The sequence below is a fragment of the Microbacterium sp. AB genome, assembly GCF_032878875.1.
GTDB lineage: Bacteria > Actinomycetota > Actinomycetes > Actinomycetales > Microbacteriaceae > Microbacterium > Microbacterium betulae.
This window is the reverse complement of record NZ_CP118157.1, coordinates 2,288,802-2,308,951: the sequence shown is the minus strand read 5'-3', so window position 1 is coordinate 2,308,951 and position 20,150 is coordinate 2,288,802. Positions and strand designations below refer to the sequence as shown.

The window sequence follows — 20,150 nt, the reverse complement described above, 5'->3', positions numbered from 1 at the left end:
AGCGGCGGCGCGTGAGCGCCGTCGTGGGCCCTCATGGGGGAGGGCCTCTTGCGTGAGGGGGGGCATGCATGGGCGGCGAGCACGTCCGTAGTCTTCTCGACCATGCCGACGACGGCATCGTGGCCGGTCGTGCCGCCGACGGCGATCAGGCCGCGTTCGCGGTGCTCGTCCGCAGGTACACGCCCATGATGCGGGCGTGCATCCGGCGGATGCTGAGGGGAACGGCCGACGTCGACGACGTCGTGCAGGAGGCTTTCATCGCCGCCTGGAGGGGACTTCCCGGGCTGGAGGACCCGGCGGCGGTGAAGAGCTGGCTGATGAGGATCGTGAGCCGCAAGGCGGTGGACCGCATCCGCGCGGAACGGCCGCGGGCCGACGTCGACGACGCCGAGCTGCCCGCCCCCGCGGACGCCTCTCCTCCGCGGGTGGCGGAGGCGCACGAGGAGCTCGAGGCACTCGGCGACGCGCTGCGCGAGCTCCCCGTCGCGCAACGCGAATGCTGGGTGCTGCGGGAACTGGCCGGTCTCACCTACGACGAGGTGGCGGAGGAGATGAGCGTCCCCGTCACCACCGTCAGGGGACTCCTGGCGCGTGCCAGGAAGGACGTCATCGCGCGGATGGCCGACTGGCGCTGACCCGCCGGAGCCGCCCATCGTCGCACTCCCTCCCGCTCCGCCGCAAGCCGCTTGCGGCGTCACAGATCGTCGTCTTGTGTGGACGGAGGAGCGGGGACGAGTGCTCTCCGTGCGAGAAGGGACGATCATCATGGCGACGATCACCGTCGGAACCGAGAACAGCACGCCCGTCGAGCTCTTCTACGAGGATCACGGCACGGGCCAGCCCGTCGTGCTCATCCACGGATACCCCCTCGACGGCTCGTCGTGGGAGAAGCAGACGGCCGCGCTCCTCGACGCCGGCCACCGCGTGGTGACGTACGACCGCCGGGGGTTCGGCAAGAGCTCGAAGCCCACGGAGGGCTACGACTACGACACGTTCGCCGCCGACCTGAAGACGCTGCTCGAGACGCTCGATCTGAGGGAGGCCGTGCTCGTCGGCTTCTCGATGGGCACGGGCGAGGTCGCGCGCTACATCTCCCGCTTCGGCTCGGAGCGCGTGGCGAAGGCCGTGTTCCTCGGCTCGCTCGAGCCCTTCCTGCTGCAGACCGACGACAACCCCGATGGCGTGCCGCAGTCGGTGTTCGACCCGCTGCTCGCGGCGGTGACGAAGGACCGGTACGCCTTCTTCGCCTCGTTCTTCCACGACTTCTTCAACACGGACGACTTCCTCGGGAACCGTCTGAGCCCCGAGGCGCTCGAGGCGAACCGGCAGCTCGCGTACACGGCCTCGGCCTATGCGTCGATCGCCGCGCAGCCGACGTGGCTCACCGACTTCCGGGACGACGTCCCGCGCATCGACGTGCCGTCGCTCATCGTCCACGGCACGGCCGACAACATCCTGCCGATCGACAACACCGGCCGTCGCTTCGCCCGGGCGCTGCCGACCGCGGAGTACCGCGAGATCGAGGGGGCTCCGCACGGGCTCCTCTGGACCCATGCCGACGAGGTGAACGCGATCCTCCTCGAGTTCCTCGGCCGCTGAACCCCGCAGGCGCGGCCCTCCGTACGGTGCAGCACGGCGACGGCGTCGAACGACACGGCGCCCGGGGATCGTGCACCGGGACCACGCCGTCGCGCCCCGTCTGCGGCTGGAGCTCGTCCCATCCGTCCTGCGTCAGGCCGTGCGGTGATCCCGGTAGTACGCGAGCAGCGCCCGCGTCGAGGCGTCCTGGTCCGCGAGCGCGTCCGCATCGCCCTCGATGGCGGGCGCGATCTGCAGCGCGAGCTGCTTGCCGAGCTCGACGCCCCACTGGTCGAAGGAGTTGATGCCCCACACCGCGCCCTGGGCGAACACGATGTGCTCGTAGAGGGCGATGAGCTGGCCGAGGACGGAGGGGGTCAGGGCCGGGCCGAAGATCGACGTCGTCGGGCGGTTGCCGGCGAACGTGCGCGCCGCGACGAGCGCGCCCGTCGTTCCCTCCGCCTCGACCTCCTCCGCGGTCTTCCCGAAGGCCAGCGCCTTCGTCTGCGCGAGGAAGTTCGCGAGGAACAGCCCGTGCACGTCCCGCTCGCCGTCCCGAAGGGGGTAGGCGGGATTCGCGAACGCGACGAAGTCGGCGGGGATGAGGCGCGTGCCCTGATGGATGAGCTGGTAGAAGGCGTGCTGGCCGTTCGTCCCCGGCTCGCCCCAGAAGATCTCGCCCGTGTCGGTCGTGACGGGCGAGCCGTCCCAGCGGACCGACTTGCCGTTGGACTCCATCGTCAGCTGCTGCAGATAGGCGGGGAAGCGGTGCAGCTGCTGCGCGTAGGGGAGGACCGCGTGGGTCTGGGCGCCGAGGAAGTTCGTGTACCAGACGTTGAGGAGGCCCATGAGCGCGGGCACGTTCCGCTCGAGCGGCGTCGTGCGGACGTGCTCGTCGACGGCGTGGAAGCCCGCGAGCAGCTCGCGGAACACGTCGGGGCCGAGCACGACGGCCAGCGACGTGCCGATCGCGGAGTCCACCGAGTAGCGGCCGCCGACCCAGTCCCAGAAGCCGAACGCGTTCCGGGGGTCGATGCCGAACGCCTCGACCTTGTCGAGGGCGGTCGACACGGCCACGAAGTGATGCGCGACGGCGTCGGCGCGCGACGTCTCGTCGGAGCCGGTCGCGCCCTTCTCCTCCAGCCGCGTCCACAGCCAGTCGCGGGCGAGGCGGGCGTTCGTGAGCGTCTCGAGCGTCGTGAAGGTCTTCGACGCGACGATGAACAGCGTCGTCTCGGCATCGAGGTCGGCGGTCTTCTGGGCGAGGTCGGTCGGGTCGATGTTCGACACGAAGCGCGCCTCGAGCCCGGCGTCGGCATACGGCTTCAGCGCCTCGTAGACCATGACGGGGCCGAGGTCGGAGCCGCCGATGCCGATGTTCACGACGTGCGTGACGCGCTTGCCGGTCACGCCGACCCAGTCGCCGCCGCGGACGCGCTCGGCGAACGACGAGACCTCGTCGAGGACGGCCTGGACGTCCTCGTCGATCCGCTGCCCGTCGACGACGAGCGCGGGCGAGGAGCCGGCAGGCCGTCGCAGCGCGGTGTGCAGGACGGCGCGGTCCTCGGTCGTGTTGATGTGCTCGCCGGCGAGCAGGGCGGCGAACCGCTCGGCGACGCCGGTCTGCTCGGCGAGGCGCACGAGCGCGGCGAGGACGTCGTCGGTCACGAGGTTCTTCGAGAGGTCGACGTGCAGATCGGCGAGCGGCAGGCTGAGACGCTCGGCGCGCGTGGGGTCCTCGGCGAACCATGCGCGCAGATCGGGGGAGAAGCTCGCGCGGAGCGCATCGAGCTCCGCCCAGGCCTCGGTGGACGTGGGGTCGACGGGAGCGGTCATGATGCAACCGTACCGAGTGCCGCGAGCGCCCGGCCGCCGTCCGGCGGGAGATCCCGGAAACACGACGGAAACACGCCGTCCTCATCTCGCTAACGGCGCCCTCCTAGTCTCGCCAGGCAGGCAGGCAGATGCGCCGCGCAGCGAGCCCCATGGAGGAGCACATGAAGATCCTGAAGAACCCCGCGCTCCAGATCGGGGTCGCCGCGATCGCGGGGATCGTCTTCGGGCTGATCGCGGGCGAGTGGGCGGCCAACCTGACGTTCGTCGGAGACCTGTTCATCCGCCTCATCCAGATGTCGATCGTGCCGCTCGTCATGGCGTCCGTCATCGTCGCGACCGGCTCGATGACGGGGAAGGGCGCCGGCCGGCTGGCGTTCCGGACGTTCGCGTGGATGATCGGCTTCTCCGTCGTCGCGGCCGTCCTCGCCTGGGGGCTGAGCGTGCTGTTCCGGCCCGGCGACGGCATGGTGTTCGCCGGCGAGCTCGACCCGTCGCTGCAGGACTCCGCGACCGAGACCACCGGCTGGCAGGAGACCGTCCTCGGCTTCGTCTCGACGAACATCTTCGAGGCGATGTCCACGGCGTCCATGGTGCCGATCATCGTCTTCTCGCTGCTGTTCGGAGCGGCGCTCAACAGCTCCGTCGCGAGGACCGGGAACCGTCTCGTCCTGGGGTTCTTCGACCAGCTGCAGCAGATCGTGCTCACGATGATCCGGTTCGTCATGCACATCGCGCCGATCGGCGTGTTCTGCCTGCTCGCCGCCCTCGCCGGAGACGTCGGGTTCGCCGTCGTGACGACGGCGCTGAAGTACCTCGGGACGACCCTCGTGGGCGTCGTCGTCCTCCTCGTGCTGTTCGTCGCCGTGGTCGCGGCGCGCACCCGGCTCAGCCCTTGGAAGCTCCCGCGCAAGCTCGCCGAGCAGACCGCCATCGCCGTCACGACGACGAGCTCGGCCGTCACCTTCCCCACGGTGCTCCGCAACGCCGTCGAGAAGGTCGGCGTCAGCCAGCGTGTGGCGAGCTTCACGCTCTCCGTGGGGCTCACGATGGGCTCCTACGGCGCCGTGCTCAACTACATGATCGTCGTGATGTTCCTCGCGCAGGCGGGGGACGTCGCGCTCACGCCGGGCCAGATCGTCCTGGGGATGGCGTTGGCCGTGCTGCTCAACATGGGCACCATCACGGTCCCCGGCGGCTTCCCCGTCGTCGCGATGTTCCTGGCGACCTCGCTCGGGCTCCCGTTCGAGGCGGTGGGGCTCCTCATCGCCGTGGACTGGTTCGCCGGCATCTTCCGCACGTTCCTCAACGTCAACGGCGACACGCTCGTCGCGATGCTCGTGGCGGACGCGAGCGACGAGATCGACCGCGACGTCTACGACGGGAAGAGGACGGCCGACGCGGTGAGCGTCGACACGGCCGCCGACGAGGAGCGGCTCGAACGCGCGGACCGCGCCGACTGAGGCCGCGCCGCCGCCGGGACCGCGTCAGCGCCTTCCCGCGGGAGACGAGGGCTCTCGAGAGTCGTCTCCGACGATTTCGTGACATCCGTCCCCGTCGCCGCGTCCTACCGATATCGCCGCGCCCCGGCTCCGAGCCGGCTCGACGAGGCGGCCGCTTCGGAGAGGCAGCGAGGAGAGCACCGTGGACCCGACGGCAGGACCGAGGATGTCAAGCGCGACGTGGAGTCGATCCCGCTGTGGCAAGATGCGGTCCAGGGCATCAGTGCCGCGCCGGCTCGCTGTCGGTCGCACACTCCGGGGGGAGGAGCAGGGGATGAACGGAGGGTCGTCGTCGGATCGGCTGGAGGAAGCGGATGACGGGATCGTCGTGGGGCGTGCGGCGGACGGCGACGTCGCGGCCTTCACGGTCCTCGTGCGTCGCTACGCTCCTCTCCTGCGCGCCTATACGCGCCGGATGCTCGCAGGCACCGCCGACGTCGACGACGTCGTGCAGGAGTCGTTCGTGACGGCGTGGCAGCGGCTCCCCGACCTGGACGACCCGTCGAAGGTCAAGAGCTGGCTGATGCGCATCGTGAGCCGGAAGGCCGTGGACCGCCTGCGCGCGACGCGTCCGGCGGAGGACATCGACGCGATCGAGCGCAGTGCCCCCGACCATGCCGGCCCCGCGCAGGTCGTCGAGGTGCGATCCGAGGTGGAGGCGCTCGGGGCGGCCCTGCAGGAGCTGCCGCCGTCGCAGCGGGAGTGCTGGATGATGCGCGAGCTCGGCGGCTACGGCTACGACGAGATCGCCGCCGAGCTGGACCTCCCCGTCTCGACCGTGCGCGGCCTTCTGGCTCGTGCGCGCAAGTTCATCATCGTGCGGATGGAGGCCTGGCGATGACCCAGGACGACCGACCGGACCTCGACGCGGAAGCGTGGGGACTCGAGCCGGAGGACCTCGACGGGCACACCCTCGAGGAGCTGAGCGACTACCTGGACGCCGGTCGGCGGCCGGAGGACCCGTCCATCGAGCAGTCGCCCGGGTGCCAGCTGGCGTTGCAGGCGATGGAGCGCCTGCGCGACATCACGCCCGCGCTGTTCGCGGCCGACACCGCGGCCGAGCCCGCGGTCGACGAGCGCTGGGTGCAGCGTGTGCTCGGCTCCATCGCGCTCGACGCGCGCGCAGGGAGGCGGATCCCGCTCGCGTCCGAGGACGACGCCCTCGACCTCGGCCTGACCGAGGGCGCGGTGAGGGGGCTCGTGCGGGCCGCCGAGACGGCCGTGCCGGGACTGCTCATCGGGCGATGTCGCCTCGAGGGCGACGTCCTCACGCCGTCCGCGCCTCTGCGCGTCACGGTCGACGTGAGCACGCCGTACGGCACACCGATCGCCGAGGCGGCGGAGAGGCTCAGGGGTGAGATCGACCGGCGCCTCGCGACGCACACGGAGCTGCGCGTCGTGGGGATCGACATCACGGTGAAGGACGTCGCCGGGCCCGGTGCGGACCCGGCGGGGGAGGGACGATGAGCGTGCAGCGCCGGACGGAGATCGCGCGGGCCGTGCAGGGTGCCCTCGAGTCGACGCCCGGCGTCACGGGGCTGTTCCGCACCGGGCCGCTCATCGCACGCGTGGTCGACGCCGGCGCCGAGCTGCTCGGATGGCGCGACGCCGAGCGGCCGTTCGTCGACCTGAAGGACGCCGACGGCGAGCTGCGCGCGATCGCGTCGATCGGCGTGGACGTCGCCGCTCCGGCCGCGGCGACGTGCCGGCTGGCCGCGGAGAACGCGTCGGGCGCGCTGGCGGCGCTCGGCGCCGGAGACGTGACGATCGAGCTGACGATCGTGCTCATCAACGAGCCGTGACCCGGCGAGGCGGCCGCGGCGACCGGTCAGCGGTCGGCCGCGGGGCCTCCGGCGATCTCGTTCCACACCGTCCGCATGTGCGAGCGCGAGTGGCGCTCGGCCGCCTCGGCGTCGCCGGCGGCGATCGCCTGCGCCGTCAGGAGATGGTCCTCCAGCGTCCCGGGGACGGGGGTCCCCGGCGTCATCCCGAGGTTCGTGCGACCGCTCAGGACCTCGTGCACGGGCGTCTCGAGCGCCGTCAGCAGCGGGTTGCCGGACGCGGCGAGGAGCGTCCCGTGGAAGGCGAGGTCGGCGTCGAGATACGGTGCCGTGTCGCCGAGGCCGCGGCCGCCGAGATCTCCGAGCGTCTCGGCGAGTCGCAGCAGCTCCGCCCGCTGCCCGGGCGTCGCGCGGGTCGCCGCGAGCCGGGCCGCCATCGGCTCGACGGAGACGCGCAGCTCCATGAGGGACTCGAGCTGCTGCTGACGGAAGGGTCCCGCGAGATTCCACTGGATGAGCTGCGGGTCGAACGCGTCCCAGTGCTCTCGGGGCAGCACGGTGATGCCGACCCGTCTCCGCGATGCGACCATCCGGATGCTCTCCAGCACGCGCACCGCCTCGCGCACCACGGTCCGCGAGGCGCCGTACTCGCTCTCGAGCCGTGCGAGCGTGAAGACGGCGCCCGGGCGCGGGTCTCCCGACGCGATGCGGCGACCGATGTCGTCGAGCACGTCGTGGTGCACTCCTCCGTGCACTCCGATGGCCATGTCGCTCCCTTGCTCCCGGAATAGGTAGTATCTTACCGTCGCGTTAAGTACTACTTTTTGATCCCGACCTCCGCGCAGCATCGCGCGCCCCTCGATTTCAACGGAGAAACCCATGGAAGAGTGGACCCAGACCCTGGGGACCGGACCTCTGCTCGCGATCGCCGCCGCGGCGGTCGCGCTGATCCTGTTCCTCGTCATCAGGATCCGGCTGCATCCGTTCCTCGTGCTGGTCGTCGTGTCCCTGCTGACCGCGGTCGCCACGGGCATCCCCGCCGGCTCCATCGTCGACGAGGTGCTGGTGGAGTACTTCGGCTCGACGCTCGGATCGGTCGCCCTCCTCATCGGGCTCGGGGCGATCCTCGGCCGCCTCATCGAGTCGAGCGGAGGCGCCAAGGTGGTCGCCGCGCGGATGGTCGAGGTCTTCGGCGAGAAGCGGGCGGCGTTCGCCCTCGGCATCACCTCTCTCATCCTCGGGTTCCCGATCTTCTTCGACGCCGGGCTCATCGTCGTCCTGCCGATCATCTTCGCCGTCGCGCGACGCATCGGGGGGAAGAACCTTCTGCTCTACGGGTTCAGCGGCGCCGCGGCGTTCTCGGTCATGCACGTGTTCCTGCCGCCGCACCCGGGCCCCGTCGCGGCGACGGAGTTCTTCGGAGCGAATCTCGGCGTCGTCATGCTCATCGGCCTCGTCATCGCGTTCCCGACCTGGTACCTCTCCGGCTACCTGTGGGGGCGGTTCGTCAACGGGCGCTACCCGATGATCGTGCCCGACCTCTTCGGGGCGACCGACGACGACCAGCCGGAGAACCCGCCGTCGGCGGGCACGGTGATCGCGGTCCTCGTGCTCCCCATCCTGCTCATCTTCCTGAACACGGGGCTCGACGCGCTCGCCTCGGTCGGCGTCGTCGACGCGACGGAGACGTGGGTGCAGGCTCTCATGCTCATCGGGACATCGCCCATCGCGCTCCTCATCACGGTGCTCGTCGCCCTCCTCGTCCTCGGGAGGTTCCGCGGAGCGAACGGATCCGCGCTGGAGAAGCTCGTGGAGGGCACCTTCGGCCCCGTCTCGTCGGTCATCCTCATCACGGGTGCCGGCGGCATGTTCGGCGGGGTCCTGCGCGCCTCGGGCATCGGCGACGCGCTCTCGAGCACCCTCGCCGATCTCGGCCTGCCGCTGATCTTCGCCGCATACGTCATCGCCGTGGTGCTCCGCGTCGCCCAGGGATCGGCGACGGTCGCCCTCGTCACGACGGCCGGGCTGCTCGCCCCCGCGGTCACGACGGGCGGCTTCGGCGTCGTGGACACCGCGGCCATCACCCTCGCCGCGGCGGCCGGATCGGTCTTCGCGAGCCACGTCAACGACTCGGGGTTCTGGCTCGTCGGCCGTCTCATGGGCATGGACGTCAAGACGACGCTCAAGACCTGGACGGTCCAGCAGGCGATCGAGTCGGTCGTCGGCTTCGCGCTCGTGCTCGTCGTCTACGCGATCTTCTGAGAGGCGCCGGCATGGACGACATCTTCGACGTCACGGGGCGTCCCGCCCTCGTCGCGGGCCCGGGTCCGATCGGCCCGCGGGAGGAGACATGACGACACGAGCGCGTGAGGCGCGACGGGACGCCGTGATCGGCGTCGACATGGGGACGACGGCGACGAAGGCCGTCGCCTACACGGTGGACGGCACGCAGATCGCATCGGCCTCGCAGGGCTATCCGCTCGAGGAGCCCCACCCCGGACACGCGGTGCAGGACCCCGACCTCATCCTCGGAGCCGTCTACCAGTGCGTGCGCGAGGTCGTCGCCGAGATCGGCGCCGACAGGGTGGCGGGCCTGTCGTTCTCCTCGGCGATGCACTCGCTCCTCGCCCTCGACGCGCAGCTGCGGCCCATCACCTCCGTCGTGACGTGGGCGGACACCCGCGCCGCGGCCCAGGCCGAGCGGGTGCGCGCGTCGTCGGGCGGCCTCGCGCTCCACCGGCGCACGGGCACTCCCATCCACCCCATGTCGCCGCTCACGAAGCTCATCTGGTTCCGGGAGCAGGAGCCGCGCATCCGCCAGGACGCGGCGATCTGGGCGGGGGTCAAGGACTGGGTGCTCCTGCGGATGTGCGGAGCCCTCGTCGTCGACCACTCGCTCGCCTCCTGCTCGGGGCTCATGGACATCCACCGGCTCGCCTGGGACGACGAGGCGCTCTCCCTCGCGGGGATCCGCGCCGAGCAGCTGCCCGAGCTCGTGCCGACGACGACCGTCCTCGACTCGCTGACGGAGGAGGGCGCGGCGGCCACCGGCCTGCCGCTGTCGACGCCCGTCGTCGTGGGCGCGGGCGACGGCCCGCTCGCGAACCTCGGCGTGGGCGCCGTCCGTCCCGGGGTGGCCGCGTGCTCGATCGGCACGAGCGGCGCCCTGCGCGTGGCCGTCGACCGGCCGGCGGTCGACCCCCGCGGCGGCGTGTTCTGCTACGCCCTCACGGAGAGCCGCTGGGTCATCGGCGGTGCGATCAACAACGGCGGGGTGACCCTCGACTGGGTGCGATCGGAGATCGCGGGCGGTCACGACATCTCCGCGGCGGAGCTGCTCGACGCCGCGTCGACCGTGCCGGCGGGATCGGGCGGCCTCCTCATGCTGCCCTACCTCCTCAGCGAGCGCGCGCCGCACTGGAGCAGCATCGCGCGCGGATCGTACATCGGCCTGACCCGGGCGCACCGGACGGAGCACCTCGTGCGCGCGGCCGTGGAGGGCGTCGCGCTCCAGCTCGCCCTCGTGCTGCAGTCGATGCGGGCGGCCGATCTCGAGATCGACGAGATCCGCGCGACGGGCGGCGTCATGCGGCATCCGCTCTGGCAGCAGACCCTCGCCGACGCCTTCGGCTCGCCGATCGGCCTCCTCGAGGGCCAGGAGGGGTCGAGCTACGGCGCCGCCCTGCTCGGCATGGAGGCGCTCGGCCTCGTCGAGTCGATCGACGTGGCCGCCCAGCACCTCCCCGTCGACCGCACCGTCCGCCCGCATCCGGGCGATGCCGCGGTGTACGCGGCGCTGCTGCCGCTCTTCGACGAGCTCTACGAGGCGCTGCTCCCGACGCACACGCGCTTGCGGCGCCTCGCTCCGTCGCTCCCGATCTCGTTCTGACCGGAGCCCCCCGCCCGCCCGACGCGGGAGCCGGGCCGACGCCGACGGCCCGCGGCGAGCACGACGGCCTGGACCGAATACGATGACAGGGTGTCGTCCGGGAAGAAGAGCAAGCGGGTGAAGCCGAAGAAGTCCTGCTGCGCGTCGAAGCCGCGCTGCACGCGCTGCCCGATCCGCCTGCTCGCCGAAGGACGGCTCGACCCGGCCGATGCGAAGAAGATCTTCGCCGACGACCGCAACCGCAAGCAGGCGAAGAAGGCGAAGCTCGACATCCCCGCCCGCTGAGCGCGGGGAGGAGCGGACGCACACATCCGAACGAGGGGATGACATGGCAGGTGACAGGATCGCGATCGTGTGGAACCCGTCGAAGGTGAAGCGCGAGGATCTCGAGCAGGCGCTGAGGGCGGCGCACGGCGGCGAGTCCGCCGAGGTGAGCTGGTGGGAGACGACCCGCGAGGACGCCGGGCAGGAGGTCGCGGGCGACGCGCTCGCGTCCGGCGCGGACGTGGTCGTCGCCGCAGGAGGTGACGGCACCGTGCGCGCCGTCGCCGAGCGGCTCGCACAGCCGGACGCCGAGGCGGAGCTGGCCATCATCCCGCTCGGCACGGGCAACCTGCTCGCACGCAATCTCGAGGTGCCCCTCGGCAACCTGTCGTCCGCGTTCCGGCGGGTGCTCACCGGCGAGGCGCGCACGATCGACCTCGGCTGGGTCGAGGCCGAGATCGACGGGTCCGCCCAGCGCAGGGCCTTCGCGGTCATGGCGGGCTTCGGCATCGACGCGCACATGATCGTGGAGACGGACGACGATCTGAAGGGCCGGGTCGGCTGGCTCGCCTACGTCGAGTCGCTCGGCCGCGCCGTGAGCGCGAGCGAGGTCGTCGAGCTCGAGATCTCGGTCGACGGCGGCGAGGCGGAGAGCGTCGCGGGGCACACCCTGCTCGTCGGGAACTGCGGCATGCTGCAGGGCGGCTTCACGCTGCTGCCCGACGCCGACCCCTCCGACGGCGAGCTCGACCTGCTGCTGCTCAGCGCGGAGGGCGTGGCCGGATGGCTCGACACCTTCCGCTCCTTCGTCTGGGACAACGGCATCCGGCGTCTCCTGAGCCGTTCCGAGCGCGCCGAGAGCGCGGAGACGACGACGCACGCGCGGGCGAGGAGCGTCCGGGTGGCGCTGCCCGAGCCCCGCGTGCTCGAGATCGACGGCGAGGACCTCGGCGAGGTGCGCGCGTTCTCGATCGAGATCCAGGCCGCCGCTCTCCGCATCCGCTGAGCCCGAAGCATGCAGGGCCGCGGCCCGGGGCATGCAGGGCCGCGCGGGCGGCGCAGCGCTCAGGGCAGGCGGATGGTGCCCGTCCCGGAATGCTCGCGCGGCATGCGGTCGCGCTCGTAGGTGATCGTCGAGTGGCCGTGCGGGGCGGGGACGCCGTCCTCGTCCATGTTGACGAAGACGATCTTCTCGATCGTCAGGATCGTCTTGCGCGTGATCATGTTGCGCACGACGGCGCGCATCGTCATGGACGTGCGGCCGAAGTGCGTCGCGATGAGGCCCATCTCGACGAGGTCGCCCTGCTGCGCCGACGCCTCGAAGTTGATCTCGGAGATGAACTTCGTCACCACCCGGTAGTTGCCGAGCTGGATGATGGCGTAGATCGCCGCCTCCTCGTCGATCCATTTGAGGAGGCTGCCCCCGAAGAGCGTCCCGTTCGCGTTGAGGTCCTCGGGGCGCACCCACTTGCGGGTGTGGAAGTTCATCCGGCCGTCGTCTGCGGGAGTGCTCATCGCCCTCCAGCGTACGCCCGTCGTCTCGGACGGTCGCACGAGACGACGCGTGGAACGATGGAGGGATGAGCTCCGCCAACCTCACGCGCGAAGAGACGGTCGCGCGATCCGCGGTCGTCGCCGTCCACGCCGTCCGCGTCGAGCTCGACGTCACCGGAGCGGTCGACGCCGAGTGCACGGGGTTCCCCACGACGACGACGCTCGAGTTCGACGCGACGGCCGCGAGCACCTGGATCGACTTCGTCGGCGAGGCCGTGCACCGTGTGACGGTGAACGGCGTCGGACGGCCCGTCGAATGGGATGGCGCCCGCATCCGGATCGCCGGTCTGTCCTCCTCGAACGAGGTGGTCGTCGAGGCGACCGCCGCCTACAGCCGCTCCGGGGAGGGCCTGCACCGCTTCGTGGACCCCGTCGACGGCGCGACCTACCTCTACACGCAGTACGAGCCGGCCGATGCGCGCCGCGTCATGGCGTGCTTCGAGCAGCCCGACATGAAGGCGCGGCACACGTTCTCGATCGCCGCGCCGGACGGATGGCGGGTGCTGTCGAACCAGACGGCGGTGTCCTCGCGCGAGCGAGACGGCGTGCAGGAGATCGAGTTCGCCCCCACCCCGCCGATCTCGAGCTACGTCACCGCCGTCGCCGCGGGCCCGTATCACCGGGTCGAGGGGGAGTGGCGCCGTGACGGGCAGGTCGTCCCGCTCGGCGTCCTCTGCCGGGCGTCGCTCGCCGAGCACCTCGACGCCGACGAGATCCTGGAGGTCACGCGGCAGGGGCTCGACTTCTTCACGGGCGCCTTCGGCTACGACTACCCCTGGGGGAAGTACGACCAGGTCTTCGTGCCCGAGTACAACCTCGGCGCCATGGAGAACCCCGGCCTCGTGACCTTCACCGAGGCGTACGTCTTCCGCGGGGCGTCGACCGCCGCGCAGCACGAGGGCCGCGCGAACACGATCCTCCACGAGATGGCGCACATGTGGTTCGGCGACCTCGTGACGATGCGGTGGTGGGACGACCTGTGGCTCAAGGAGTCGTTCGCCGACTACATGGGCGCGCACGCGGCGGTCGCCGCGACCCGCTTCACCGACGCCTGGGTGACGTTCGCGAATCGCCGCAAGGCCTGGGCGTACCAGCAGGACCAGCTGCCCACGACCCATCCGGTCGTCGCCGACATCCCCGATCTCGAGGCGGCGAAGCTCAACTTCGACGGCATCACCTACGCCAAGGGCGCGTCGGTGCTCAAGCAGCTCGTCGCGTTCGTCGGCGAGGAGGCGTTCTTCGAGGGCGCCCGCCGCTACTTCGCCGCGCATGCGTTCGGCAGCACGACGCTCGAGGACCTGCTCGTGCAGCTCGCGGACGTCTCGGGCCGCGACGTCCGCGCCTGGTCGCGTGCGTGGCTCGAGACGACGGGCGTCTCGACGGTCTCCGCCGAGCGGGGAGACGCGGGCGGGCTCGTCGTCGTGCAGACCGACCCGAGGCCGCACCGTCTGTCGCTCGGTCTGTACGCCTTCGCGGACGGCCGTCTCCGGCGCAGGGCGGCCGTCGACCTCGACATCGCGGACGAGCGCACCGAGGTCGCGCTGCCCGTCGTCCCCGACGCCGATCTCGTCCTCGCGAACGACGGAGACCGCTCCTACGCGAAGGTGCGGCTCGACGACCGCTCGGTGGACGCGGCCGCCTCGGGGCTCTCGACGCTCGACGACGCGCTCACGCGCGGACTCGTGTGGTCCGCGCTGTGGAACGCCGCCCGCGACGGAGAGCTGCCGGCTGCGCGCTACCTCGAGATCGTGCGGCGTCACGCCCCGGCGGAGACGAACATCGCCCTGCTGACGGGCGTCCTCGCCAACGCGGCCTTCGCGGTGGCGCACTACGTCGCCGACTCGGCGCGTGCTGCTGAGCGGCGTGCCTGGCTGGAGACGACGTGGCAGGGGATGACCGGCTCCGCTCCCGGCGGCGACGCGCAGCTCGCGTGGGCCAGGACGCTCGGCGCGGCCTCCGCCGTCGACGACGCACACGCGGCAGACCTGGCGGCCATCCTCGACGGCTCCGTCGCGGCGCCGCGGGGACTCGCGCTCGATCCCGAGCTGCGCTGGTCGTGGCTCGCCGCGCTGGCGGCGACCGGTCACGCCGACGAGGCGATGGCCGACGCCGAGCTCGCCCGCGACGCGACGGCGTCGGGCCGCACGGCGCGCATCCAGGTGCTCGCCTCGCGACCGGAGCCGGAGGTCCGCGCCGCGGCGTGGGACGCGGCGTGGGACGACACCTCGCTCACGAACGATCACCTGAGCGCGACGATCGCCGGCTTCCGCGCCGGAGACCGGCGCGATCTCGTCTCGCGTCTCGACGCGGAGTACTTCGCGCGTATCCGGGCGGCGTGGGAGGCTCGCAGCATCGAGATCGCGCGGCGTCTCGTGACGGGGCTGTTCCCCGCCGCGGAGTCTCTCGAGCCGGTGGACGCATGGCTCGCGGCGAACGCCGACGCGCCGGGCGCCCTGCGCCGGCTCGTCGTGGAGCAGCGCGACCATCTCGCGCGCGACCTGCGTGTGCGCGCCGCACAGAGGGGCTGAGCGGCACGGAGGCGCCGATCGGGTCCGGATGACGAGATCGCCCCGGTCTCCCGCGCAGAACGGGTCGATCCCGTCATCCGAGCCAGCGGATCCGGCGTCCGCCCGCGGTCAGAGTGCGAGGCCCACGGCCAGGGCGAGCACCCCCAGGGCGGGCACGACGCCCTGCTTGAGGGCGGACGAGGCCTTGTCGGGGCTGGAGAGGAGCAGCACGAGGCTCGCGGCGATCATGGAGCCCGCTCCGGCGAACACGAGCGTCGCCCCCACGGCGGTCGCGCCCGCCGTGAACAGGACGATGCCCAGGGCGACGAGGACGGCGAGGAACAGGTTGTAGAACCCCTGGTTGAAGGCGAGGTCCTTCTGCGCCTCCGCGGCCTCTCGTGAGGGCAGGCCGAAGATCGCGATCGCCCGGTCGCTCGTCCACGCGATCGACTCGAGGAAGAAGATGTACACGTGCACGAGCGCGGCGACGCCGGCGAGCACGAGTCCTGTGATGATCATGGTGTCCTTCTCTCCGTGGGGTGACCGTTGAAACCTACCTCGCGACGGCGGGACGCATCCGGAGGGCGACCGGGACCGTCCGGACGGAGACGACGGGCGAGGGCCCGAACGCGGGTCGCGGACGCTGCGCGATCCGCGGAAAGGTCACTGTTCGCTGTATAGTCGGGTCATGCTGACGATCGCGACTCGCGTCGACGTGATGAACCGGCTCGGCCGGGCCATGGCAGACCCCACGCGGTCGCGAATCCTCCTGGAGCTCCTGGGCGGGCCCGGCTACCCGGCGCGCCTGTCGGAGTCGCTGGGGCTGACGAGGACGAACGTCTCGAACCATCTGGCGTGCCTGCGGGGCTGCGGGATCGTGGCAGCGACGCAGGAGGGCCGGCGGACCCGGTACGAGATCGCCGACCCGCACCTCGCCCGAGCGATCTCGCTGCTGGTCGACACCGTGCTCGCCTACGACGACGGCGCCCCGTGCGCGGATGCGGACTGCGACGTGCCGTTGTGCTGCGGTCCGGGCGGGGAAGGGACCCCGGCGCGGTGAGCGAGGAGTGCTGCGGTCCCGATGAGCCGCGCGGGGCCGCGACGGGGCGGGGCGGGGAGCTCGCCGGCGATGAGGACGCGCACGGGGTCCGATCGCCGTGGTGGCGCGACGCCGCGTTGCTGCCCGCGGCGCTCTCCGGGGCGCTCCTGCTCGCCGGGTACGCCTTCGAGTGGTCGGGGCTGTGCCTCCCCGCGCTGGCCCTGCAGGGGGCGGCGCTGCTCGCGGGCGCCTGCACCTTCGTTCCTGGCGCGGTCCGTCGCCTGCGGGGTGGGCGGCTCGGCGTGGGGCTGTTGATGACGATCGCCGCGATCGGCGCGGTGCTGCTCGGACACGTCGGCGAGGCCGCCGCGCTGGCGTTCCTGTTCTCCCTCGCCGAGGCACTCGAGGACCGGGCGATGGACCGCGCGAAGGACGGCCTTCGCGCCCTGCTCGCGCTGATCCCCGACGCCGTGCGCGTGTCTCGTCTCGGCGGCGTCGTGACGATCCCCGCCGCGGATGTGCGCGAGGGCGACGTGCTCGTCGTCGGCGCCGGAGAACGGGTCGCCACGGACGGCGTGGTCGTGGCGGGCCGGTCGAGCCTGGACACGTCCGCGGTGACGGGCGAGTCGATCCCGGCCGAGGCGGGGCCGGGCGACCGGGTCGTCGCCGGCTCGGCGAACGGGTCCGCGACGTTGCGGATCGAGGCGACCGCGGACGGCCGCGACAACTCGCTGACCAGGGTCGTCGCCCTGGTCGAGCAGGCCCACGCCCGCAAGGGCGAACGCGCGCGTCTCGCGGACCGGATCGCCCGACCCCTGGTCCCCGCCGTCCTGGCCGCCGCGGCGCTCGTCGCGCTGTTCGGCGTGGTCGTCGGCGATCCGTGGACCTGGATCGAACGCGCCCTCGTGGTGCTCGTGGCCGCGTCGCCGTGCGCCCTGGCGATCGCGGTCCCGGTGACGGTGATCAGCGCGATCGGAGCGGCGTCGACGTTCGGCGTCGTGATCACGTCCGGCGAGGCGTTCGAGCGGCTCGGCACGATCCGCGTCGTCGCCCTGGACAAGACGGGCACCCTCACGCGCAACGAGCCTGCCGTCGTCGACGTGCGACCCGTCGCCGGCGTCAGCCGCGACGACCTGCTCGGCTGGGTCTCGGCGGTGGAGGCGACGAGCGCCCACCCGCTGGCCGCGGCGATCGCCGCGGCCGGGCCGGGCGCGGCGCCCGCCGCCGACGTGGTCGAGGAGGCGGGGCGCGGCGTCACCGGCCGCGTCGGTGCCCGGCACATCCGCGTCGGCAGCGCGCGCTGGCTCGATCCCGCCGGGCTCCGCGCCGCGGCCGAGTCGATGGCTGCGCAGGGGATGACCGTGATCGTGGTCGAGGCCGATGGGACGCTCGCCGGCCTGATCGGGGTGCGGGACGAGCTGCGTCCCGAGTCGGCGGAGACCGTGCGGATGCTGCACGCCCAGGGCATCGACACGGTCATGCTCACCGGCGACAACGACCGCACCGCCCGCGCGATCGCCCGGCAGGCCGGCATCGCGGACGTTCGGGCCGAGCAGCTCCCCGCGGACAAGGCCGACGCGATCGCCGCCCTGGTCGCGTCGCGGCCGACCGCGATGGTCGGGGACGGCATCAACGACGCACCGGCCCTCGCGACCGCGACCGTCGGCATCGCGATGGGCGTGAGGGGATCCGCCGCGGCGATCGAGTCCGCCGACGTCGCCTTCACCGGCCACGACCTCCGCCTCATCCCCGGGGCGCTGGCGCACGCCCGCCGCGGCCGGCGGATCATGACCGCGAACATCGGCCTCGCCCTGGCGATCATCGTCGTGCTGTTCCCGCTGGCCCTGTCCGGGGCGCTGGGACTCGCCGGCGTCGTCCTGGTGCACGAGCTCGCCGAGGTCGTCGTCATCCTCAACGGCGTCCGCGCCGCCCGCCGTCCCGCCGCGCCGCGGGAGCCCGCACCGGCTCCGGAACCCGAGCCCGCCCGCACCTGATCGTCCCCTCGCACGGTCGGCCCGGACGTCTCGGGCGGGCGCATGCCGTCTGGTCCGTCGCCCCGCCGCGTGTGCGCGGCTCGGTCGTCCGACGAAATCGAGAAGCGTTATCATTGTCACATGGCGATGACAGCACAGGAAGCGCAACTCTCCCCGATCGCGGAAGCCGGTGCCCTCGAGCCCGCGGCTGCGCTGTTCCACAGCTTCGGCGACCCGTCGCGGCTCGTGATCCTGCTGCATCTGCAGCTCGGCGAGCACCGTGTCGTCGATCTCATGGCCCACCTGGACCTGTCTCAGAGCACGGTCTCCAAGCATCTGACCTGTCTGAAGGACGCCGGCATCGTCAGCGTCCGGCCGGAGGGGCGGGCCTCGCTGTACTCGCTGGCGCATCCCGAGGCGCTGGTGCACGTCTTCGCGGCGGCGGAGAAGCTGCTCGCGCTGACCGGGGCCGAGGTGGCCCTGTGCCCCGTGCACGGCACGGAGACCGTCGCCCGGCGCGGCGAGCGACGCCCTGATGTAGGCGAGGGGTAGATAACATCGCCAAATAGCGATATGATCGCCCCATGAACACCGCTGAGGGGCATTTCCGTCCGACGTGCAGGGGGGCCCGCTGATGGGCGCGGGTCACGACCACGGACCGTCCCCTGACGGGGCCGGGGTGCCGGGGGACTACCGCAAGAGGCTCGTGATCGCCTTCGGGATTACGTTCACGGTCTTCGTGGCCCAGGCGGTGGGGTCGGTTCTCACGGGCAGCCTCGCCCTGCTCACCGACACCGCGCACATGCTCACCGACACCTCGGGTCTCCTGGTCGCGCTCGTCGCCGCGACCCTGATGCTGAGACCTCCCAACTCGCAGCGGACCTGGGGATTCCGGCGCATCGAGGTCATCGCCGCGCTGGGCCAGGCGACACTCCTGCTCGCCGTCGGCGTCTACGCCGCGATCGAGGGCATCCGGAGGCTGTTCGAGCCCCCCGACGTCCCGTCGACCGAGCTTCTCGTCTTCGGCATCATCGGCCTGGTCGCCAACGTCCTCGCCATCTCGGTGCTCGCCTCCAGCAGGGGGGCGAACTTCAACATGCGCGCCGCGTTCCTGGAAGTCCTCAACGACGCCCTCGGCTCCATCGGCGTCATCGTCGCGGCCATCGTGATCGCCACCACGGGCTTCCAGCAGGCCGACGCGCTCGCCGGTCTTCTCATCGCGGCGCTCATCGTTCCCCGCGCCTTCAAGCTGATGCGGGAGACGACGAGCGTGCTGATGGAGTTCACGCCGAAGGGCCTCGACCTCGACGAGGTCCGCAGGCACATCGTGGAACTCGACCACGTCAAGGACGTCCACGATCTCCACGCGTCGACCGTCGGCACGGGCCTTCCCACTCTCACGGCCCATGTCGTCGTGGAGGACACGTGCTTCACGGACGGACACGCCGCCGAGGTCCTCCACGACGTCAGGGACTGCGTGGCAGAGCACTTCGACGTCGCGGTCCACCATTCGACCTTCCAGATCGAGACCGAGCACATCAGCGACCACGAGCCCGAGTCGATCAAGCACGCGTAGGGCTCACGCGGTGCGCGGCCACCACGGCGGCATGTGGCGCGCGATCACCCGAGAGAAGGCCTCGTCGTCCTCGTCGTCGCCGTCGGCCCAGAGGAGGACGGCCCCGACGACCCCGCCGGAGACGAAGGCCGCGGCGACGGCATCGTCGAACGGCTCGTCGAGTCCCCGTGCCCGGAACGCGGCGATCGCTTCCCGGGCACGGTCGTCGAAGAGCGTCATGAGCCGCCTGCGGAAGCTCAGCGAGACGTCGGAGGCGAGGAGCGCGCGGAGGCTGCGGCGCTCGCGGCGGACGCCGCGCAGGACGGATGTCGTCGCCTCGGCGTAGCGCGCGGCGAGATCCGCGAGCGACTGCTCCTCCCGGGACGTCACGGCGCTCGCCTCGTCGAGCAGGCTGGCGTACATGTCGGCGGCCACGTCGCCCACGTTCGCGTAGTGGCCGTAGAACGTCGTGCGATGCACGCCCGCCTCGCGGCAGAGCTCGGCGACGCCGATGTCGGTGAGCTCCTCGCGCGTCAGCAGCGTGCGCAGCGCCTCCTGGAGCCGACGGCGGCTGCGGAGCGCACGAGGATCTTCCGACATCCCCCCAGTCTGCCCGATCGTCATGGGCGACGACCCGGGGCTTGACGGAGGGCGCTCCTAGGATGGGAGCGCCCC

20 protein-coding genes are annotated in these 20,150 nt (G+C 71.8%); 15 read left to right on the top strand and 5 right to left on the bottom strand.

Annotated elements, in window-relative coordinates; genetic code table 11:
- The first annotated feature begins 68 nt into the window (after positions 1-68).
- Complete coding sequence (locus N8K70_RS10910; protein WP_317138372.1) at positions 69-635, top strand: RNA polymerase sigma factor; 567 nt, start codon at positions 69-71, stop codon at positions 633-635.
- Between the two features lie 130 nt (positions 636-765).
- Entirely contained in the window at positions 766-1,599 is an 834-nt protein-coding gene (locus N8K70_RS10905; RefSeq protein ID WP_317138371.1) for an alpha/beta fold hydrolase, read from the top strand.
- Positions 1,600-1,731: 132 nt separating this feature from the next.
- Here the strand turns inward: N8K70_RS10905 and pgi are convergent, their stop codons facing one another.
- Entirely contained in the window at positions 1,732-3,414 is a 1,683-nt protein-coding gene (gene pgi, locus N8K70_RS10900) for a glucose-6-phosphate isomerase (RefSeq protein WP_317138370.1), read from the bottom strand.
- Between the two features lie 161 nt (positions 3,415-3,575).
- Here pgi and N8K70_RS10895 point away from each other — a divergent pair, with 161 nt between their 5' ends.
- The 4 genes from N8K70_RS10895 to N8K70_RS10880 all read left to right on the top strand — a co-directional run bounded on the left by N8K70_RS10895 (position 3,576) and on the right by N8K70_RS10880 (position 6,715).
- On the top strand, positions 3,576-4,874 hold the full coding sequence (locus N8K70_RS10895) for a dicarboxylate/amino acid:cation symporter (RefSeq protein WP_317138369.1): 1,299 nt from the start codon (positions 3,576-3,578) through the stop codon (positions 4,872-4,874).
- Positions 4,875-5,187: 313 nt separating this feature from the next.
- Complete coding sequence (locus tag N8K70_RS10890; protein WP_317138368.1) at positions 5,188-5,754, top strand: RNA polymerase sigma factor; 567 nt, start codon at positions 5,188-5,190, stop codon at positions 5,752-5,754.
- A complete protein-coding gene (locus N8K70_RS10885) occupies positions 5,751-6,380 on the top strand; it encodes an Asp23/Gls24 family envelope stress response protein (protein ID WP_317138367.1) in 630 nt (209 codons plus the stop codon). The genes N8K70_RS10890 and N8K70_RS10885 overlap by 4 nt, the downstream gene beginning before the upstream one ends.
- Positions 6,377-6,715, top strand: a complete 339-nt coding sequence (locus tag N8K70_RS10880) for a hypothetical protein (RefSeq protein WP_317138366.1) — start codon at positions 6,377-6,379, stop codon at positions 6,713-6,715. Before N8K70_RS10885 ends, N8K70_RS10880 begins: the two co-directional genes overlap by 4 nt.
- A gap of 26 nt (positions 6,716-6,741) precedes the next feature.
- Here the strand turns inward: N8K70_RS10880 and N8K70_RS10875 are convergent, their stop codons facing one another.
- Positions 6,742-7,461 carry a FadR/GntR family transcriptional regulator gene (locus N8K70_RS10875; RefSeq protein ID WP_317138365.1) on the bottom strand — a complete coding sequence of 240 codons (720 nt, stop codon included), beginning with the start codon at positions 7,459-7,461 and terminating at the stop codon, positions 6,742-6,744.
- Positions 7,462-7,573: 112 nt separating this feature from the next.
- Between N8K70_RS10875 and N8K70_RS10870 the strand changes: the two genes are divergently transcribed.
- The 4 genes from N8K70_RS10870 (at position 7,574) to N8K70_RS10855 (ending at position 11,853) form a co-directional block, all read left to right on the top strand.
- A complete protein-coding gene (locus N8K70_RS10870; RefSeq protein ID WP_317138364.1) occupies positions 7,574-8,956 on the top strand; it encodes a GntP family permease in 1,383 nt (460 codons plus the stop codon).
- Between the two features lie 88 nt (positions 8,957-9,044).
- Positions 9,045-10,583 carry a gluconokinase gene (locus N8K70_RS10865; protein ID WP_317138363.1) on the top strand — a complete coding sequence of 513 codons (1,539 nt, stop codon included), beginning with the start codon at positions 9,045-9,047 and terminating at the stop codon, positions 10,581-10,583.
- A 90-nt stretch (positions 10,584-10,673) separates the two neighbouring features.
- Positions 10,674-10,868: a hypothetical protein gene (locus N8K70_RS10860; RefSeq protein WP_317138362.1), complete on the top strand. Its 195-nt coding sequence runs from the start codon at positions 10,674-10,676 to the stop codon at positions 10,866-10,868.
- A 43-nt stretch (positions 10,869-10,911) separates the two neighbouring features.
- Positions 10,912-11,853 carry a diacylglycerol/lipid kinase family protein gene (locus N8K70_RS10855; protein WP_317138361.1) on the top strand — a complete coding sequence of 314 codons (942 nt, stop codon included), beginning with the start codon at positions 10,912-10,914 and terminating at the stop codon, positions 11,851-11,853.
- A 59-nt stretch (positions 11,854-11,912) separates the two neighbouring features.
- On the opposite strand, the gene N8K70_RS10850 is transcribed toward N8K70_RS10855, so the two are convergent.
- Positions 11,913-12,362 (bottom strand): acyl-CoA thioesterase, encoded by a 450-nt coding sequence (locus tag N8K70_RS10850; RefSeq protein WP_317138360.1) that lies wholly within the window; start codon positions 12,360-12,362, stop codon positions 11,913-11,915.
- A gap of 65 nt (positions 12,363-12,427) precedes the next feature.
- Between N8K70_RS10850 and pepN the strand changes: the two genes are divergently transcribed.
- A complete protein-coding gene (pepN, locus tag N8K70_RS10845) occupies positions 12,428-14,929 on the top strand; it encodes an aminopeptidase N (protein WP_317138359.1) in 2,502 nt (833 codons plus the stop codon).
- 108 nt (positions 14,930-15,037) lie between these two features.
- Here the strand turns inward: pepN and N8K70_RS10840 are convergent, their stop codons facing one another.
- Positions 15,038-15,427 carry a DUF1304 domain-containing protein gene (locus tag N8K70_RS10840; protein WP_317138358.1) on the bottom strand — a complete coding sequence of 130 codons (390 nt, stop codon included), beginning with the start codon at positions 15,425-15,427 and terminating at the stop codon, positions 15,038-15,040.
- Positions 15,428-15,596: 169 nt separating this feature from the next.
- Here N8K70_RS10840 and cmtR point away from each other — a divergent pair, with 169 nt between their 5' ends.
- The 4 genes from cmtR (at position 15,597) to N8K70_RS10820 (ending at position 19,496) form a co-directional block, all read left to right on the top strand.
- A complete protein-coding gene (gene cmtR, locus N8K70_RS10835; RefSeq protein WP_317138357.1) occupies positions 15,597-15,968 on the top strand; it encodes a Cd(II)/Pb(II)-sensing metalloregulatory transcriptional regulator CmtR in 372 nt (123 codons plus the stop codon).
- Complete coding sequence (locus N8K70_RS10830; protein WP_317138356.1) at positions 15,965-17,941, top strand: heavy metal translocating P-type ATPase; 1,977 nt, start codon at positions 15,965-15,967, stop codon at positions 17,939-17,941. The genes cmtR and N8K70_RS10830 overlap by 4 nt, the downstream gene beginning before the upstream one ends.
- Positions 17,942-18,061: 120 nt before the next feature.
- Positions 18,062-18,472, top strand: a complete 411-nt coding sequence (locus N8K70_RS10825; protein ID WP_317138355.1) for an ArsR/SmtB family transcription factor — start codon at positions 18,062-18,064, stop codon at positions 18,470-18,472.
- A gap of 82 nt (positions 18,473-18,554) precedes the next feature.
- Positions 18,555-19,496 carry a cation diffusion facilitator family transporter gene (locus N8K70_RS10820; protein ID WP_317138354.1) on the top strand — a complete coding sequence of 314 codons (942 nt, stop codon included), beginning with the start codon at positions 18,555-18,557 and terminating at the stop codon, positions 19,494-19,496.
- 3 nt (positions 19,497-19,499) lie between these two features.
- On the opposite strand, the gene N8K70_RS10815 is transcribed toward N8K70_RS10820, so the two are convergent.
- Entirely contained in the window at positions 19,500-20,075 is a 576-nt protein-coding gene (locus N8K70_RS10815; RefSeq protein WP_317138353.1) for a TetR/AcrR family transcriptional regulator, read from the bottom strand.
- Between the last annotated feature and the right edge of the window lie 75 nt (positions 20,076-20,150).

Excerpts from the sequence above, each read along its gene's own strand:
- N8K70_RS10895 (WP_317138369.1), top strand. The coding sequence starts at position 3,576 with ATGAAGATCCTGAAGAACCCCGCGCTCCAGATCGGGGTCGCCGCGATC.
- pgi (WP_317138370.1), bottom strand. The coding sequence starts at position 3,414 with ATGACCGCTCCCGTCGACCCCACGTCCACCGAGGCCTGGGCGGAGCTC.
- pepN (WP_317138359.1), top strand. The coding sequence starts at position 12,428 with ATGAGCTCCGCCAACCTCACGCGCGAAGAGACGGTCGCGCGATCCGCG.
- N8K70_RS10880 (WP_317138366.1), top strand. The coding sequence starts at position 6,377 with ATGAGCGTGCAGCGCCGGACGGAGATCGCGCGGGCCGTGCAGGGTGCC.
- N8K70_RS10855 (WP_317138361.1), top strand. The coding sequence starts at position 10,912 with ATGGCAGGTGACAGGATCGCGATCGTGTGGAACCCGTCGAAGGTGAAG.
- N8K70_RS10910 (WP_317138372.1), top strand. The coding sequence starts at position 69 with ATGGGCGGCGAGCACGTCCGTAGTCTTCTCGACCATGCCGACGACGGC.
- N8K70_RS10850 (WP_317138360.1), bottom strand. The coding sequence starts at position 12,362 with ATGAGCACTCCCGCAGACGACGGCCGGATGAACTTCCACACCCGCAAG.
- N8K70_RS10825 (WP_317138355.1), top strand. The coding sequence starts at position 18,062 with ATGGCGATGACAGCACAGGAAGCGCAACTCTCCCCGATCGCGGAAGCC.
- N8K70_RS10865 (WP_317138363.1), top strand. The coding sequence starts at position 9,045 with ATGACGACACGAGCGCGTGAGGCGCGACGGGACGCCGTGATCGGCGTC.
- N8K70_RS10905 (WP_317138371.1), top strand. The coding sequence starts at position 766 with ATGGCGACGATCACCGTCGGAACCGAGAACAGCACGCCCGTCGAGCTC.
- N8K70_RS10870 (WP_317138364.1), top strand. The coding sequence starts at position 7,574 with ATGGAAGAGTGGACCCAGACCCTGGGGACCGGACCTCTGCTCGCGATC.
- N8K70_RS10885 (WP_317138367.1), top strand. The coding sequence starts at position 5,751 with ATGACCCAGGACGACCGACCGGACCTCGACGCGGAAGCGTGGGGACTC.
- cmtR (WP_317138357.1), top strand. The coding sequence starts at position 15,597 with ATGCTGACGATCGCGACTCGCGTCGACGTGATGAACCGGCTCGGCCGG.
- N8K70_RS10875 (WP_317138365.1), bottom strand. The coding sequence starts at position 7,461 with ATGGCCATCGGAGTGCACGGAGGAGTGCACCACGACGTGCTCGACGAC.
- N8K70_RS10890 (WP_317138368.1), top strand. The coding sequence starts at position 5,188 with ATGAACGGAGGGTCGTCGTCGGATCGGCTGGAGGAAGCGGATGACGGG.
- N8K70_RS10815 (WP_317138353.1), bottom strand. The coding sequence starts at position 20,075 with ATGTCGGAAGATCCTCGTGCGCTCCGCAGCCGCCGTCGGCTCCAGGAG.
- N8K70_RS10840 (WP_317138358.1), bottom strand. The coding sequence starts at position 15,427 with ATGATCATCACAGGACTCGTGCTCGCCGGCGTCGCCGCGCTCGTGCAC.
- N8K70_RS10820 (WP_317138354.1), top strand. The coding sequence starts at position 18,555 with ATGGGCGCGGGTCACGACCACGGACCGTCCCCTGACGGGGCCGGGGTG.